The organism is Pontibacter sp. GD13 (genome assembly GCF_058216355.1).
This window is the reverse complement of the sequence record NZ_JBYZMQ010000001.1, coordinates 88,993-104,495: the sequence shown is the minus strand read 5'-3', so window position 1 is coordinate 104,495 and position 15,503 is coordinate 88,993. Positions and strand designations below refer to the sequence as shown.

General features: G+C 46.9%; 15 protein-coding genes. 5 read left to right on the top strand and 10 right to left on the bottom strand.

The annotated features are described in order from the left end of the window. Positions 1–223 precede the first annotated feature (223 nt). Complete coding sequence (locus AC4BAN_RS00470; protein ID WP_490562391.1) at positions 224–469, top strand: hypothetical protein; 246 nt, start codon at positions 224–226, stop codon at positions 467–469. 72 nt (positions 470–541) lie between these two features. On the opposite strand, the gene AC4BAN_RS00465 is transcribed toward AC4BAN_RS00470, so the two are convergent. Together AC4BAN_RS00465 and AC4BAN_RS00460 are read right to left on the bottom strand one after the other, a co-directional pair. Beyond that, entirely contained in the window at positions 542–778 is a 237-nt protein-coding gene (locus AC4BAN_RS00465) for a hypothetical protein (protein WP_490562390.1), read from the bottom strand. Between the two features lie 63 nt (positions 779–841). Continuing rightward, entirely contained in the window at positions 842–1,561 is a 720-nt protein-coding gene (locus AC4BAN_RS00460; RefSeq protein WP_490562389.1) for a hypothetical protein, read from the bottom strand. A gap of 148 nt (positions 1,562–1,709) precedes the next feature. Between AC4BAN_RS00460 and AC4BAN_RS00455 the strand changes: the two genes are divergently transcribed. Further along, the gene (locus AC4BAN_RS00455; protein ID WP_490562388.1) at positions 1,710–2,408 is read left to right on the top strand and encodes a hypothetical protein; all 699 of its coding nucleotides are present in this window, start codon (positions 1,710–1,712) and stop codon (positions 2,406–2,408) included. 58 nt (positions 2,409–2,466) lie between these two features. Beyond that, positions 2,467–3,027 carry a hypothetical protein gene (locus AC4BAN_RS00450; protein ID WP_490562387.1) on the top strand — a complete coding sequence of 187 codons (561 nt, stop codon included), beginning with the start codon at positions 2,467–2,469 and terminating at the stop codon, positions 3,025–3,027. A 78-nt stretch (positions 3,028–3,105) separates the two neighbouring features. Here the strand turns inward: AC4BAN_RS00450 and AC4BAN_RS00445 are convergent, their stop codons facing one another. Next, complete coding sequence (locus AC4BAN_RS00445; protein WP_490562386.1) at positions 3,106–3,972, bottom strand: hypothetical protein; 867 nt, start codon at positions 3,970–3,972, stop codon at positions 3,106–3,108. A 165-nt stretch (positions 3,973–4,137) separates the two neighbouring features. Between AC4BAN_RS00445 and AC4BAN_RS00440 the strand changes: the two genes are divergently transcribed. Next, the gene (locus tag AC4BAN_RS00440) at positions 4,138–5,208 is read left to right on the top strand and encodes a glycoside hydrolase family 113 (protein WP_490562385.1); all 1,071 of its coding nucleotides are present in this window, start codon (positions 4,138–4,140) and stop codon (positions 5,206–5,208) included. Between the two features lie 7 nt (positions 5,209–5,215). Here the strand turns inward: AC4BAN_RS00440 and dapA are convergent, their stop codons facing one another. The 7 genes from dapA to AC4BAN_RS00405 form a co-directional block, all read right to left on the bottom strand. After that, positions 5,216–6,085, bottom strand: a complete 870-nt coding sequence (gene dapA / locus AC4BAN_RS00435; protein WP_490562384.1) for a 4-hydroxy-tetrahydrodipicolinate synthase — start codon at positions 6,083–6,085, stop codon at positions 5,216–5,218. A gap of 76 nt (positions 6,086–6,161) precedes the next feature. Next, a complete protein-coding gene (locus tag AC4BAN_RS00430; protein ID WP_490562383.1) occupies positions 6,162–6,890 on the bottom strand; it encodes a LytR/AlgR family response regulator transcription factor in 729 nt (242 codons plus the stop codon). Positions 6,891–6,894: 4 nt separating this feature from the next. Beyond that, complete coding sequence (locus tag AC4BAN_RS00425; protein WP_490562382.1) at positions 6,895–7,947, bottom strand: sensor histidine kinase; 1,053 nt, start codon at positions 7,945–7,947, stop codon at positions 6,895–6,897. Positions 7,948–8,340: 393 nt separating this feature from the next. After that, the gene (ligA, locus tag AC4BAN_RS00420; protein ID WP_490562979.1) at positions 8,341–10,350 is read right to left on the bottom strand and encodes an NAD-dependent DNA ligase LigA; all 2,010 of its coding nucleotides are present in this window, start codon (positions 10,348–10,350) and stop codon (positions 8,341–8,343) included. A gap of 281 nt (positions 10,351–10,631) precedes the next feature. Continuing rightward, entirely contained in the window at positions 10,632–11,135 is a 504-nt protein-coding gene (locus AC4BAN_RS00415) for a DUF4920 domain-containing protein (RefSeq protein ID WP_490562381.1), read from the bottom strand. 749 nt (positions 11,136–11,884) lie between these two features. Continuing rightward, positions 11,885–13,915, bottom strand: a complete 2,031-nt coding sequence (locus tag AC4BAN_RS00410; RefSeq protein WP_490562380.1) for a patatin-like phospholipase family protein — start codon at positions 13,913–13,915, stop codon at positions 11,885–11,887. Positions 13,916–14,011: 96 nt separating this feature from the next. Continuing rightward, positions 14,012–14,377 carry a hypothetical protein gene (locus AC4BAN_RS00405; RefSeq protein ID WP_490562379.1) on the bottom strand — a complete coding sequence of 122 codons (366 nt, stop codon included), beginning with the start codon at positions 14,375–14,377 and terminating at the stop codon, positions 14,012–14,014. Between the two features lie 483 nt (positions 14,378–14,860). On the opposite strand from AC4BAN_RS00405, the gene AC4BAN_RS00400 reads away from it, so the two are divergent. After that, positions 14,861–15,487, top strand: a complete 627-nt coding sequence (locus tag AC4BAN_RS00400) for a cytochrome c oxidase subunit 3 (RefSeq protein WP_490562378.1) — start codon at positions 14,861–14,863, stop codon at positions 15,485–15,487. The last annotated feature ends 16 nt before the right edge of the window (positions 15,488–15,503 follow it).

Below are 15,503 nucleotides of genomic sequence, written 5' to 3'. Positions count from 1 at the left end.
TCTTAACTGATAAATCAGCGACCTATGATTATGATATTATTAATTAATTGATATAAAAATTTGACATTGAGTAATCTGTCTGTTATCTTGCATTAAGCATATCGGTAAAAAGAGCTTATCTAAGTGTGTCAGAGAGAAGAAGTTGTTGATAGTTAGGTTTTGTTTTTCGGATTTAATAGCTGGCAATTTTCTCAAGTAATTAAGCTTATTAAAATTTTCGCAAATGATAGACATCATCAATTTTGTAGCGCTTTCAGGCATATTCAATGTTTTGTTTTTTTGGTACGCCTCTACCAAAATGCAGTCGAAGCCTGATCCTATCAAAACCTTGATTGTCTCATTTGTGTTTTCCATACCCCTTAGCTTCTTGTTGATCGGTGTGTACACCACGATGTTGGTCTATGCTGCCAAATCAGGCACCAACGAGGATGCTATGTGGGAGTTTATGGAACAGGAAGAAGTTCATTAGATTTAATTATTCCCTTAAATACAAAACGCCGCCGGAACCACGGCGGCGTTTTGTATTTAAGGGAATAATTATTTAATGGCTTCCTGCACTGCTGCCTATGTCTGAGCCGCCATCCTGCACGTCGGCACTTCCGCGGCTACCGCTTTTTTGCGAAGGCGCCCCGCCAACTTTCCCTTTTTTTATCTCTTCCTCATCTACGATCTCTGCTTTGCCGGTTGGGTTGATGTTTGGTACTTTGTTGCCCGTGTTAATGGTTTCGCTAAGATCTTCGTTCTTCAATTTTGTCTTATCTGCTTTGTCGGTTTTCATATTATTTGGTTATAAGTTTCTGGTTAATTTAACTTTATAAAATTTATACTTGCAGGTTGTCCGTTAATCGTTGCCGCCCTGATTTGAGTGATCAGAACGATAACGGCTTGCATTCTGCGTGTATTGGCCCGGCTCTGGGTGTCGGCTGGTGTAGTTGCCATGGTAGCTTCTTCGGTGGCCGCTCAGCGGATCGTATTGGCTGTTCCAATCGGGGTCATAATTGCTGCCTCCGTCGTAGCCATAACTTAAAGAACCGGCCATGTTGCCATAATTATCACCGCCTCCATTGCCGTAATGGTCAGGGCCATAATTCGCATTAAAGTTTCCGGCCCCATACGGGTCACGGTCCTCAATGCGGTTGTGCACACTCTGGTGCTTCTGAGAGCCTCTAGATCTGTTTTCGTAACTGTTGCTTCCTTGCCGGTCCCAATCATTCCAGTCGCTTCTGTTGCTGCTTCTATAGCCCTGATCTTCATCGCGGTAACGGCTGTCCCTGTTATAATTGTCAGGGTCGTACTGGCTGGGGTTTCCCGAATTATAGTTTCGGTTATAGTCCCGGTTGTAGTTCCTGTTGTAGTCCTGGTTATAATCCGATGAGCGGGAGCGGTAGTTTTTGGTGCTGCCATACCCATCCCAGGTAGACTCGTTGCGGTGATCACTGGAATTATCTAACCGATAGGCACCGCGGTATTGGTTCTCGTTTTCACGCTCGCCCTGATAGTTGTAGGGGCGGTCTCTATTTTCCCGTTCGCTCGGGTGCTTATAATCTTGATATCTGTTCATAGTCTTGGATTCGTTTTGTTATACTTTTAACGCACGATCAGGGCTTGGGTTTATCTCTTGCATCATTACACGGCTGAGAATTAACCCAATGCCCATCAGCTCCCGTAATTAAGTATACAATTATTTGATAACCTAAAGTAGCTAAGCGATGAGAAACGACAGAAATGAAAATTACAGAAACAGGGATTTTGAGAATGAAGATAGAGAGGCGCGGTGGCTGCATGGGCATCATAGCGGACAAAACTCAGACCGTGGCAACTATACCGTAGACACTCATTTTAACCGGGGGTATGGCGAGAGCGCTTACAGTCAGTTTGGCGTCGACAACAGTTTTAACAGCAGAGCCGACCAAAGCCAAATGTCGGGCCAAGGCCGGTTCTCGCCAGGTGGGGCGCACTACAGTGGGCAGGATTATACCAGAGGGAGAGATGAGGACGAAAATCCATATGGCATGTCTTATTTCCGCGATGACTCCTTTAACTCAGGCAGGCACTTTGACGCCCGGGCTGATTACAGTGACAATGACTACCGCTTTAACGAGAAGGAAACCCCAGGCGGCAATGATTACAGGAGGCGGGATGAGCGTTTTGGGCATAGTGTACGGCACGGCGGGGATGCAATGAACCAAGCCAGGGCCTCTAGGGGAGACTATGAATCTTACAGGCGCAATGAACAAGGCAACCCAAATTACGACAACAATTATAGTACCGGATTTTCGGGCCGCAATTATGCGCGAGGTAAAACCCATTATGGCGAAGGCAGCTATAATAGCAACCTGGATCGTTGGGAAGCATCAAATGACCGACCGTATGAGCGTTATATGCGTGAACGTGACAGGCGCAGCTAATCGTTCAAGCGATGCGGTCTCTAAAGCAACATGTAAAAAAATCTTACGACTGAAAACAATGAAAAACGATAAAAAGACAAATTACGGTAGCTATAGCCGACAGTATAACATGGAAGGCGCACACGATAGGGGCCCTTTTGATGGCAGGCGGCATGCTTATCTGGGTGACACCCGGCACGAGCCGCACGAGGATTACCGCTTGCAGCAAAGCCGTGAGTACGGCCAAAGGGGGGGAGAAGCCGGGATGAAGGAATTACGGTATCGCCAGATGTATGATATTAGTAACTATTCGGCCCAACCACGGCAAGAGGAGTATGGCCTGCCGGGAGCGGCAGAGAACGATCTGGATAGTATAAAGCATTATCCATATGCTCAGGAAGGGCAGTATGCGCCAGAAAAACGCCATTACCGCTACAACATGGGATACAATCCAAACTATGATAACCCAGAGGAAGGCGACCGGTACCGCGATTTTGAAAGCCGCGGGAACCATGGGTACAGACACGATGCCTCTTATGGAAATGAGGATGCTTTCCGCGATTTCGGCGACGACCACTACGGGAGCCGAGACAGAGTAGGAAGCCGTAACTACGGACATTTTTTTAGGTTTAACAGGTAATGCTATACTTTAGCTGATCTGTTAAAGGTTCTAACAATGCGATGCCTGCAGCCAAAGAGGTTTGCAGGCATTGCAGTGCTAGAGCGGAACTGCCTGCGCTCCTGTTGTTTCAAACACGGCTGCTTTTTGGTAGAGTTCACCCCTTTTAGCGCCAGCAGACAGAAATAGCGCCACGCGTGAGGTTTGGTAATGGTTTGAAAGATCTAAAAGCAGGTCCGGGATGCCATCCTTGTCTAGGTCACCGGCCCACAACAAGACATATATGGAGTCCTCAAAAAACGCATCCTCAGCCAGCTTCTGCTCAATTCTCTTCCCTTTTTTAATACCACTTACTTTCCAGCCATAATTTTGGTAGCTGTAATCGTTTGAAGGCTGCCGAATGCTGTCGCCGTAGGCCTGTATGGAGTAGGTTTTGCCTTTAAAAGAATATTGAAGGCTTTTGTTAGCCGGCAATACATTGGCGCTGTAAACGGCGGAGTCGATGAAGCCCTCCATTAGATTGCTTTGTCCGGTCAGGAAGAAAAGCGTGTTCGGATGCTCGCCTATCACCTCCCTCCCCGAAATTTTCTTTTTCCCGTTTGCCAATGCGCCCGCATCCAGGATAGGATCAAAAGCAGGCACCACTTGTAATGTTGTCTTGCGGAGCACATAGTGCTTGTTTTCGTAAAAAAGCCCCATCCAATCCTTCTTCTCTGCGCCGCGCCACACTTCCTGCTTATGGAAAGAACCCTCCATTAGTAATTTTAAGCCATGAACTGGCTCAGATGGCAATCCTACAGAGTCGACCTCGTAAGTTACAAAGGCCGTGTCCATTTCCTTCTCCGTTTCGTCAGTACGCTCTTGCTCTATAATGGTATGATCGGTTGGAGCAGTTTCTACTACGTTTTCTGATGCTTGCTTGCAGCCAAAGGAAATAGTTAAGACAGCCAGGAGGAGTTTATGCATAATTGTATCAGTCAGATCGCCATGCGAATGTAGCAAATAATTTAAAGGAAATCTGATCTGATCCGGAGCCAGGCTAACTTTTTATGAATGAGAGCTGTTAAAAAACCTGGGGTCTGTGAACGAATCACTTTCAACAATTCGTATACTATGTTTTACCTTTTGTGCATGAGAAAAGTGTTAGCTGGAATTTTAGTTTTGGTGCTTTCTTTCTGGGTATTCAGCGTGTCCGATACGGTTGATGCTCCCCTTGTGTCGCCGATTTCAGACACTTTAGCGGTACCAGCATCAGATAAATACAGGGGTGTAAGCTGGGTTGCCGGCGATTCGGTTACGCTTGAGCAGCTCCAGGTGCTAAAGCAGTATCATGTGAGCTGGATTGCGCAAACGCCCTTTGGCTGGCAGAAAGCGTACAACTCGCCGGAGGTGAGGCTGAGCAGCGAACGAGGGTACTGGGGCGAACGCGATAAGGGTTTGATCCAAACGACACAGCTGGCAAAGCAACTGGGCTTAAAGATACTCCTGAAGCCGCACATTTGGCTAAGGAACCATGATAACGACAAATGGCTGGCGGACGTGGAAATGCAAAGTGAACAGGAATGGCAGGAATGGTTTGCCAGTTACAGTAAGTTCATACTGCATTACGCAGTATTGGCCGAGGCCCAGCACATGGAGGCCCTGTGCATTGGCACAGAACTGTACGTGCCCGCCGTAACCAGAGAAAAGGAGTGGCGAAAGCTGATCGGGCAAGTACGGCAGGTGTATGGCGGGAAACTTACCTACGCCGCCAACTGGTACAAGGAATATGAGGAGATCCTGTTCTGGGATGCGCTTGATTTTATTGGAATTCAGGCTTATTTTCCCCTCACCAAGCAGGAGGAGCCCAGTATTGCCGATTTGCGGAAGGGGTGGGAGTCGCATCTAGCGGGCATTGAAGCCGTACGGATCAGGTATAATAAACCCGTGGTGTTTACCGAAGTAGGCTATAAAAGCACGCCGGATGCCGCCATTGAGCCCTGGAAATGGCCGGAAAGGAACTGGCAGCAAATGAGACTGTCTGAGCAAACACAGGCGAACGCCTATGAGGCCCTGTTCCAGCAATTCTGGCAGGAACCCTGGTTTGGCGGCACTTTTATCTGGAAGTGGTACCCGCGGCTGCGCGAAAACCGGAGAGACCACCTGGACTTTACCCCGCAAAACAAACCTGCCGGTGAGGTGATGGCCAGGTGGTACCGGTAATAGTGTTTTAAAGCAGTTTGTGCAAGCGGTCTTTCAATCCGGCAGAGGCCTCCAGCAAAGGCATGCGCACATAAGGCCCACAAACCCCAAAGCGTTCTAACACGGCTTTCACACCAACCGGGTTCCCTTCCTCGTACATCAGCGGGTTAATATCGATAAAGCCGTTTAGTATAGCGGTAGCCTCCTGAAACTGGTAGGCCAGTGCATGTGAGATCATTTTGCTGAATTTCTCGGGGAATGCATTGGCCAGTACCGAAATGACACCCTCTGCGCCAAAAGCCGCCATCGGAACCGTAAGGAGGTCATCCCCACTGATGAGCATAAAGTCAGTAGGCTTATGCTTGGCTATGTACATGCACTGTTCAATATTACCCGAAGCCTCTTTTATGCCAATAATCTGCTCGTGCTGTGCTAGTTTTAGCGTGGTTTCGGCAGAAACATTGCTGCCTGTGCGGCTTGGCACGTTATAAAGTATAATGGGTACCGGCGAGGCATTGGCAATTTGAAGATAATGCTGGTAAATGCCTTGCTGCGATGGCTTGTTGTAATAAGGGCTTACCGAAAGTATAGCCGTAATGCCTTGCAGGTCAATTTTTTCCAGGCTGTCCAGCACCTGTTGGGTATTGTTTCCTCCCAGGCCATATACAAGCGGCACGCGTTTATTCACACATTTCTTGACAAATTGTAAGATGGAGGCCTGTTCTGTAGCAGTAGTAGTGCCGGATTCGGCAGTGGTCCCGTTTATGACCAGGTAATTTACTCCACCATCCAAAACAAAATCGATCAGCTTTTCAAAAGCCGTGTAATCTATGGCTAAATCCTTGGAGAAGGGCGTTACCAACGCAACGCCTGTTCCTCTTAATTGCTCTCTAATCATTTTTTAAGAATTACGAAACGCAAAGTTCAGCTTATGAAACGGATTCTGCAAACTACCCCTCGTTTCATCTTTTGAATTACTGGATATTATTTTCCTCAACCCACTTCAGAAACTGTTCTTTGTATACTTCCCCGATGGGAATCTCTTTGTTCCCGACTTTTATGCGGCTTTTCTCAATGCTGTCTATCTTCTGTAACGATACAATAAAAGACCTGTGTACCCGCAGGAACTTAGTGTCCGGTAGTTTCTCCATCATCTTGTTCATCGACAGAAGGGTTATTATTTTATGCTCCTTCGTCTGGATGATGATATAATCTTTCAGCCCCTCGATCCAGAGGATGTCCTTAAAATCGACCCGGATCGTTTTATAGTCTGCCTTTACAAACATAAAATCCTGTTCCGCTCCCGTTGATGCAGAAACAGGATTAACCGTTTGCTTACCACTGCGTAGCAGACGCTCCTGGGCCTTTGTCACGGCTTTTAGAAAACGGTCGAAGGGGATGGGCTTCAGCAGGTAATCCACTGCGTCCTGGTTAAACCCTTCCAGCGCATAATCCGGGTAAGCGGTTGTGAAAATGATGAGCGGCTGGTGCTTTAAAATGTTTAAAAACTGAATACCGGTCAGCTCAGGCATTTCAATGTCCAGAAACATCAGGTCTACCTGCTCCTCTTGCAGCACCTGCATGGCCTCTGTGGCGCTGGAGCAGGTTTTTACAAGTTTGAGGTACGGAAGTTTACCCACATAGCTTTCGATAATATCAAGTGCCAGTGGTTCATCGTCAACAGCAATGCAGCGTATGGTCATAGTTTTATAGGTTAGGTTGGAAGTATATCTTTAAGGTAGCGAAAAAAGTGCCATCTTTCTCCTCGAAAACCAGTTCATGGCGGTTGTTGTACAACAGGTTAAGCCGCCTTTTCAGGTTCTCAAGCCCAATGCCCCCGAACTCCTTCTTTTTATGTGAACTGGTGTTGTTCATGGTACTGAAAAGTAGCGAACCCTGCGAAACCTTCAGGTTAAACAGGATGCCTACTTCATTCTTGCTGACAAGGCCATGCTTAAACGCGTTCTCAACCAGTGTCATCAGGAGCATAGGGGCGATCTGCTTTCCCTCGGGGTTCCCCTCAATGTTAAACCTGATACTGGTTTGTTCGCGCAGCCGAAGCTTCTGCAGATCAATGAAATTATGGATGTGATCCACTTCTTTTTCCAGGCTTACCAGCGTGTCATTGCTTTCATACAACATGTACCGCATCAGCAACGACAGCTTCATAATGGCATCGGGCGTATCCGGCGACTGTTTGTAAGCGAGTGAGTAGATGTTGTTTAAGGTGTTGAACAGGAAGTGGGGGTTTACCTGCGACTTGAGGTAAGCGAGCTCGGCACTCAGCTTCTGGTTTTCCAATTCTTTGTTGAGCCGCTCGTTACGGATATAGTTGCCGGTTACTTTAAGGGCCGAGCTGATAAAGACTGTAACCAGCCCGCTGATCACATACTGTAGCAAGCGCTCAGAACTGTATAAGGAGACCATCCCCTGGTTATACTTCGGGAAAATGTAATAATCTATCGGCGCCTGGAGCAGGGCCATGGCAAACAGCGTTGCCAGCACGGCGGCAATGTAATGGAATATCTTGTTTTTAGCCAGGAACCTGGAAATCAGGAAATACCAGTTAAAGTAAAAGAGGCCAACATGGAATAACAGGCCCACTAGCACATCCAGTCCTTTGCCAAAGGTCAGGGCCCGGGTAGAATATACGAGATAGAATATCCAGGCACCGAAAATAAGCCAACCTGCCGTGTGCATGGCCACGGTATAACGTTTCCGTAAGGGTATAATAGGTATGGAAATGGAAAAGTTGCTCACTTAATTTAATGTTTATCCGGAAGTAAATTGCCACCCCATGTGTTGCGGTGCTGGCCCTTTAAGTCGCTTTTGTAGCTTAAAGATAAGCAAAGTCCTTCATTATCACGATCAGGCAGTTTAAGGGATATACCAAGAATGGAAATGTAGCGATAAAAACTGCTATTTAAAGGATTAACAGCCTTTTGACAGGTATACGTGGGGGGTACAACCGGGTAATAACCTCAGATTTTGGGAGTGTTCTCTACATCTTTACTTACCAGGTAGCCATTCTAAACCAGGGTACTGCGAGCCGGAGCAGCAGGTGTAGGAAAATTCGTTCCATAAAGCGCGGTTAAAACCAGCCAGGGCCCATGCTCCGACACGGGCCCTGGCTGATATCTAAGTATAAACGACTTAGCTTATCATTTCCAGGAACTGGTCTTCGGAAAGGATGTTAATTCCTAGTTTTGAGGCTTTTTCCAGCTTTGCAGGCCCCATTTTTTCGCCTGCAACCAGATAATTTAACTTAGCTGAGATAGAGGACACCACCTTGCCACCGTGAACAAAGATGAGTTGCTGCAGCTCTTCCCGGCTGACGCTTTGAAATACCCCTGAAATAACAAACGTAGCTCCTCCCAGTTTATCGCTCTCTATTTCCGGGGCCGTGTTCTCAGCCTTAAAATGCAACCCTGCCGCCTGCAGACGCTCCACCAACTGCACATGCAGCGGGTCCTGAAAGTATTCCAGAAGCGAATTGGCAATGCGGTCCCCAATCTCATTGATGACTACCAGTTCCTCGTAACCGGCGCCACGCAGGGCTGCAAGGTCGGGTAACTGTTCTGCCAGCCTTTTAGCAACCGTACTGCCTACAAAGCGGATTCCTAAGGCAAACAACACGCGGTGGTAATGCGTGGATTTCGATTTCTCCAGACTATTTAGAATATTGGTGGCAGATTTCTCGCCCATTCTGTCCAGGTTGCATAACTGTTCAAATGTCAGGTCGTACAGGTCGGCGGCATCTTTCACCAGGCCAGTTTCATACAACTGCTCAATTGTTTCCGGACCCAGGCCATCTATGTTCATGGCCTTACGACTGATGAAATGCTCTAACTTCGATTTGATTTGTGGCGGACAGCCGCGGTCGTTGGGGCAGTAGAAGTTCGCCTCTCCGTCTGCCCGAATCAGGGTAGTAGCACAGGCGGGGCACTGCGAAGGGTAAACAATAGGCTGGCTACCGGAAGGACGTAGGTTAATATCCACGCCAGTTATCTTAGGAATGATCTCACCGCCTTTCTCCACAAACACGGTATCGCCAATGCGCAGGTCGAGACGCTGAATCTCGTTTGCATTATGGAGTGAAGCCCTTTTCACCACGGTTCCGGCCAGCTGCACTGGTTCCAGCAACGCGACTGGCGTAACCGCTCCGGTGCGCCCTATCTGGTATTGTACGCCTTGCAGTCGGGTGGCCGCACTCATGGCAGCATACTTGTAGGCAATAGCCCAACGCGGGCTTTTAGAGGTGAAGCCCAACTCTTGCTGCAGGACCAGGCTGTTCACCTTTACCACTACGCCATCGGTGGCGATGGGTAATTCAAACCGCTTTGATTCCCATTGATTGATGTAATCCAGCACCTGTTCGATAGAACTGCACTTCTGCCAGGTATCAGATACTTTAAAACCCCATTTCTGAATGGCCTGCAAACTCTCTGAGTGTGTATCGAATGGGTTTGGCGCACAATGAAAACCATAGGAGAAACAGCCGAGTTTCCTGCTGGCCACAATAGAAGAATCCTGTTGTTTTAGGGTGCCTGAGGCAGCATTGCGGGGGTTTGCTAACTGCTGCTCTCCTGTTTCCTCCCTTTCTGCGTTCAGCTGCTCGAATACCGTCAGCGGGAGATAAACCTCGCCGCGTACTTCAAACAACTCTGGCAGGTCCTGCCCCTGTACCTGCAAGGGCACATCCCGGATGGTGCGCACATTTGCGGTGATGTCATCCCCTCGCGTGCCATCCCCACGGGTAGCACCCTGCACAAACTGGCCGTTCTCATAGGTCAGGCTTATCGCCACGCCATCGAACTTTTGCTCGCAAACATACTCTACCTCACTGCCTATCGCTTTGCGCACGCGTTTATCAAACTCGCGCAACTCCTCTTCCGAGTAAGTATTGCCGAGCGAAAGCATAGGGTATTTATGAAATACGGACTTAAAATTTTTGGTGATCGTGCCTCCAACCCGCAAAGTAGGGGAGTTAGGGTGGCGCAGTTCCGGATGAGCTTCCTCCAGTTCGTGCAAACGTTTCAGCATCTTGTCAAACTCAAAATCAGATACCTCCGACACGCTATTCTGGTAGTATTGGTAATTTAGGTGGTTAATCCTTTTGGTAAGCTCCTTTATCTCCTGAGCCGCATCTTTTTCAATAGCCATCATAATCAGTTTATTCTTGCGTAAAAGTAGGAAAGAGATTCAATAAAATGAGGGTTGATTTTGAGCTAAACCCTTCTGCCAGGGTTCAGGTTTTCCGTTGTCTGTTTATGAAACCGGGCAATTTATAATTTGATAGCGCCTTTGTGCCAACAGAAATATAGCCCACGAAATTGGAGTGCCGTCGAAATAACCTTAAGTGTGCCAGCTGTTTAAAATAACTATGTTAAATGAAGACTTCTCGTGCTAAAACGTAAAGCAGGTTCTATTGCCACTGCGCAAGGCTATTTTAGTATTACGCCGTCTGCTACAAAACGGAGTTCCTGTATAGGAGAAGTGATGGTCGCAATCTCTGCCGCTGACTTTCCAGCATCTTTTGCAAAGTGCTTTTGGTCTTCAACGGAGATCTCTTCCTGCTGTGCAGTACCTGTAAAGACAACGGTGCGTCCTTTCAGATCTTCCACGGGCATGAAGAACCCATAATCGCGGAAGGTCACTTTCATGGTGCTATTGTCGGCAAGCTTTACATCCATCCAGCAACCTTTGGCCTGGCAGCTTTCTACTATTTGAGCAGACACGACGGCCTGCACAGTATCCTGGCCGGAAACCATTTTTTGTAAAGTAGAGGGACTGATCACGTTTTCCTCTGGAAAGGTTTGCCCGAATGTGTTAGGCGTTCCGGAAACAGGGGCAGCATTTGCCGAAGTGGTGCTTTCCGATACAAGTTCATTTTGTTTACAGCCTGTCAGGGCCATGGTTACAAAAAAAGCTAAAGCGATTCTGTTCATGTCAGGTAGAATTTACAGAGTAAATATAATCAAGAAATATGAAAGCGAGCCGGGCAGGCAAATTATTTGTTAAAAAGGGTGCTATGTATGTGTTGTGTATTAAACAGATACTTTAAAAATATGCTTTATTGTTTTGATAAATAAGAAGATATGATAAAATTTAAAATTATAAAAGATACGCTGCTTTTACACCATCTTGAAATGCCCGGTTACAAGATGCTGACCTATAGAATTCAGACAAAAGGCTAACTTACCCCATTTACCCTGCTAGCTCGAACAACAAGGGAAAAGCCTGTTTACACACGTTTTACACATTTTTCTGAGCGGACAATGCATCTGTTACATGAATAGGAAAAAAGAGGAGAGCTGTCAGTTCATACTGCTTATGGATGATGGTATTAAGTATAAATTATTGTTATTCAACTCAATCATAAAAATTAATGAGGTATAGGTTTAAGTATTCCTGAAGCTTATTGCTCATTCTAAGGCCCGATCCTGAAAAATCAGATAGCCAACATGAAACAAGATTCCCCAGCGTTTTGCTTTATCCTCATAGTAATTTAAACTGACAGCTATTGGTCCGAGTAGGCTGTGGTAAACCAGGCTGGTGCTGCCAATCACAGCCGTTCCTTTTAGCGATTTTCCGTAAACAGCCTGTTGTTCTTTTTGCTGCAGGATGGGCTGATAGGGTTGAAAAACATAAGCCTCTGCCCTTGCTTCCAGCCGCTGGCGAACCAAATAAATGTACTTTAAGCCAGAGGCCAGGTAGGTGTTATTTCTGAAGCTGTCCAGAAAAAGCGTTTTGCTGTCCGGGAGGGGGTAAAGGCCGATGCAGCTGTTAGGGTGGAGCGATAATTTAGAAAAGTTGGCTGGTTCGAGACCATGCCCTCTACAACGTACCCGAACCTATGTTTGCCATTCCCTACATAACTTTCGTAATTTGCCTTCAGCTTAAACCACTCATGCTCCTGTCGGGTAACACGGCTAACCGAGCTTGTGGAACCAGGATAAAGGGTCTCAGTACCATTGAAATAACTTATGGAGGAGGAAAGCTGCTTGCCAGCTGAAGCATACTGTTTTCGGTTCAGGTGGCCCCGTTTAAAAATTATTCCAGCAGCTAATGCATTGAAGTTGGTCTTATCCAGTGTATCGGTACTCAATATCTCTAACCGGTTACTATACCGGTCTATCGTCTGAATGAAACCCGCGTTAATAACCAGTTTCCCTTTATATGAATCTGTCAAACCCACGTTTACCTCAAAGTTACGGTCCGACTGTTCTATAAAAGGAAGTTTGTCTTTGTTCAGTAAAAAGCCCTTGGTGGAAAGGTAACTCCAGTTATTGAACGTAAAAGCTGGCTCCACATAAAAAGGAAAGCGGCTGGGTACATCCATCCTTATCCTTGCCTGTGCAGCCTGGTAGAACCTGCCTGTGTTAAAGCTGGTGGCAAATGTATAGAGTTGGTTCCCGAGCAGGCTGTATTCAAAACCCGCGAAAATATTGTCAATGGGCCTGGACGCCAGAACACCGCCTGTAGCCACTTTCAGGGCGTCATCATATTGCACATCAAGAATGAAATCGTAGTTCCGGTTAACAGGGTTGTATCGGATGGAAGGGTACAGGTTGCGGAAATTATTGGTAGAAGCCAGACGGAAGTATGACTTTTTGATCTCCGTCACGGTATACAAGTCATTTTCTTTCCGAAAGAATTTCCGCACAAAGGCGCTCTCTTTCTCTGAAACGCCCGTTATGGTGATCTCCCTGAAAGTAAGGGTGCTGAAGTCACTTCTGTACAGTTCCCTTTTCTTACTTATCTCAGCAGGCGTCACTTTCCTTTTCACTTTTTGCCTGATTTCATCAATTTTCTCTAAAGCAGCCTGATAACCTGCTTCATAAAGATTCTTAACCTCATGAAAATCGAGGGAGGTAAAATTGCCGATGTTAGGCTGCATGTAAATGTCACGGGGGCCGAGTTGTGAGGAGTCGCTGTTTGACATCATGGAGTAGAGCAGGGTTTGAGGGAGGTCAAAATCATCGTGCCCATACGGGTATTCCTTAAAAACCTTGGACGATACGTTAACGCCAATGATGATGTCCGGCTCAAACTCCTGACGCGCAATGTTTACCGGGAAGTTGTTATAGAGTCCGCCATCGTACAACAGCCGCCTGTCAATACGGATAGGCCTGAACACCAGCGGAACCGTCATGGTGGCCCTTACAGCGTCTGCCAGTTGGCCCTTTTTTAGAACCACCTGCTGCTGCGTGTAAATATCTGCAGCCAGGCTACGAAACGGCACCATCAGTTTATCAAAGTCATAGTTTGCCTTGGCGGCAGGCTGTGCCAGGAGCTGCGCGTAGGCAAAATTTAGGGAGGCACCATCTAGCAGGCTTGAGTTAAGGTGCATTTGCAGTGTGGAATCTAAGGCAAGGTTGAGGTGCAGGAGCGAAGGGGTGGGTTCTGAGTTAGCGAAATTATATGTAGAGTTCTCTTCCATGCGCCCGCGCGCCCAGTCCTGAAAAGCGTCGGTGTTGAACAGGTACTCGATCTCGGCGGGAGCGTAACCAGCTGCATACAACCCGCCTACCACGCCTCCCATAGAAGTACCCACTATGTAGTCTATGGGAATGTGGTGCTCTTCCAGCGCCTTTAAAACACCGATATGAGCTATCCCCTTCGCTCCGCCGCCACTCAGTACCAACGCTACTTTTTGCGCATAGGATGGTTTACATGGGCATGCTACGAACAGCAGGAGGAGCAAGATAGGGAAAAGCCGTAGCATAGTGCGTATCACCTTGGTAGTGGCATCTGATAATTTAATCCGTTAAAGCCTTTGCTTAATGTTATGCGGGCCTTATGAGGCTGTTCTGCTGCTTGCTTACCGCGTGTCAAAATTTATCCAGCGCGCATTACTGATCGTAATCACTACCCGACCCGTAAGAAGTGGAATGTACTTTAGGGGTAGGCTTGCCTCAAAGTTATCCAGCATCAGGTCGAAACTTGTGCTGAAGATAAACGCTCTGCTTTCAGGCGTGATGGCTAAGGGCAAAATGGTTTGATTAGAGGTGCCCTGTAAGGTTACAGTAGATTTTTTCTGGAGTATCTCCGAGTTTAAGTCAGTCGAGTACATTTTATCGAAGGGGGCATCAATAGTGATGACCAGGTCAGGGTACTTGGCTCCGAACAACACATCGTATGCCATTGAGGGCGGGACAGAATCATTGGCAGGATAGAGTGTGGCCACGTTTAGGACGCATTCAAGCTTCTGAGTCGTTTTATTATACCTGACTAATAATTGATCGGATGTGAAGCTGTACGGCTTGGTGATACCGTCAAAACGCACGAAAACCCTGTTGTCGCTTGAAAAAGCAGCATTTGATTGCGCAAGAACCGGCTGGCCGACAATAAAGGTAAATAAAAGTAACAGTATTAAATTAACGCGTATAGATTTTCTCATTATATAGTGGGATAAAGTATATACATCTACGAATTTCTGTCGAGAAAGGTAAAATGATTTGTTTTTACCCCTTGCTTGTGCATCTCATGTTATGAAGGAAGGCTTCCTAACCTCTGCATGCAGTGGCAGCGACGGATGGGGGACTTTTTCGTGGGAATTAATTTGATTCAATTATAAAACTATACACCGACACGAACGGTATAAAGGAGTAACACAGGAGTAAGGAAAATTAATTTCCATCGCTACCGTTATAGCAGATGGAGGACCCGCATGGATTCTGACAAAAAAAATAAAATAGACTCGAAACAGCTCTCAGCCTTCAGAAAGATTGAGCGTATGCATCCGATCAGGATGCTGCTCTACCTGAGTATGATTGGCATAGGTATTTTATTTTTTATACTGATCATTGCCTTTGCCCGAACGGGCGGTTTTTACAACGACAGTTTTGAGTTGCCTAAGTTCTTTAGTGTAAGTACCTTGCTGCTACTTTTCAGCAGTTACACGATCAGTAAGGTGCCGGGTATTTACCGCCGGGACAAGCTTAAGAAGATGACCCGCTTCCTGGGCATTACCTTGTGTCTGGGCATTTTGTTTGTAGGAGCGCAATTGATCGGGTGGAACGAGATGTCGAGATCGGGGGTATACTTTACGGGCAAAGCATCCGGTACGTATTTATACCTGATTTCAGCCTTACACATCCTGCATTTGCTGGGTGGGCTTATCTTCCTTTCTTTCCTTTTCTTTAAAACTGCACACGTTGCCGCGGATGGCGTGCGGAGCCTGATCTTTATCCGTGACCCTTTTCGCCACCTGCAACTTTCGATGCTTAGAAGCTATTGGAACTTTATGGATTTTCTGTGGCTGGGGTTATATCTGGTTTTCCTGTTTATGGCCTGAGCCGAGTTTTCGGCCC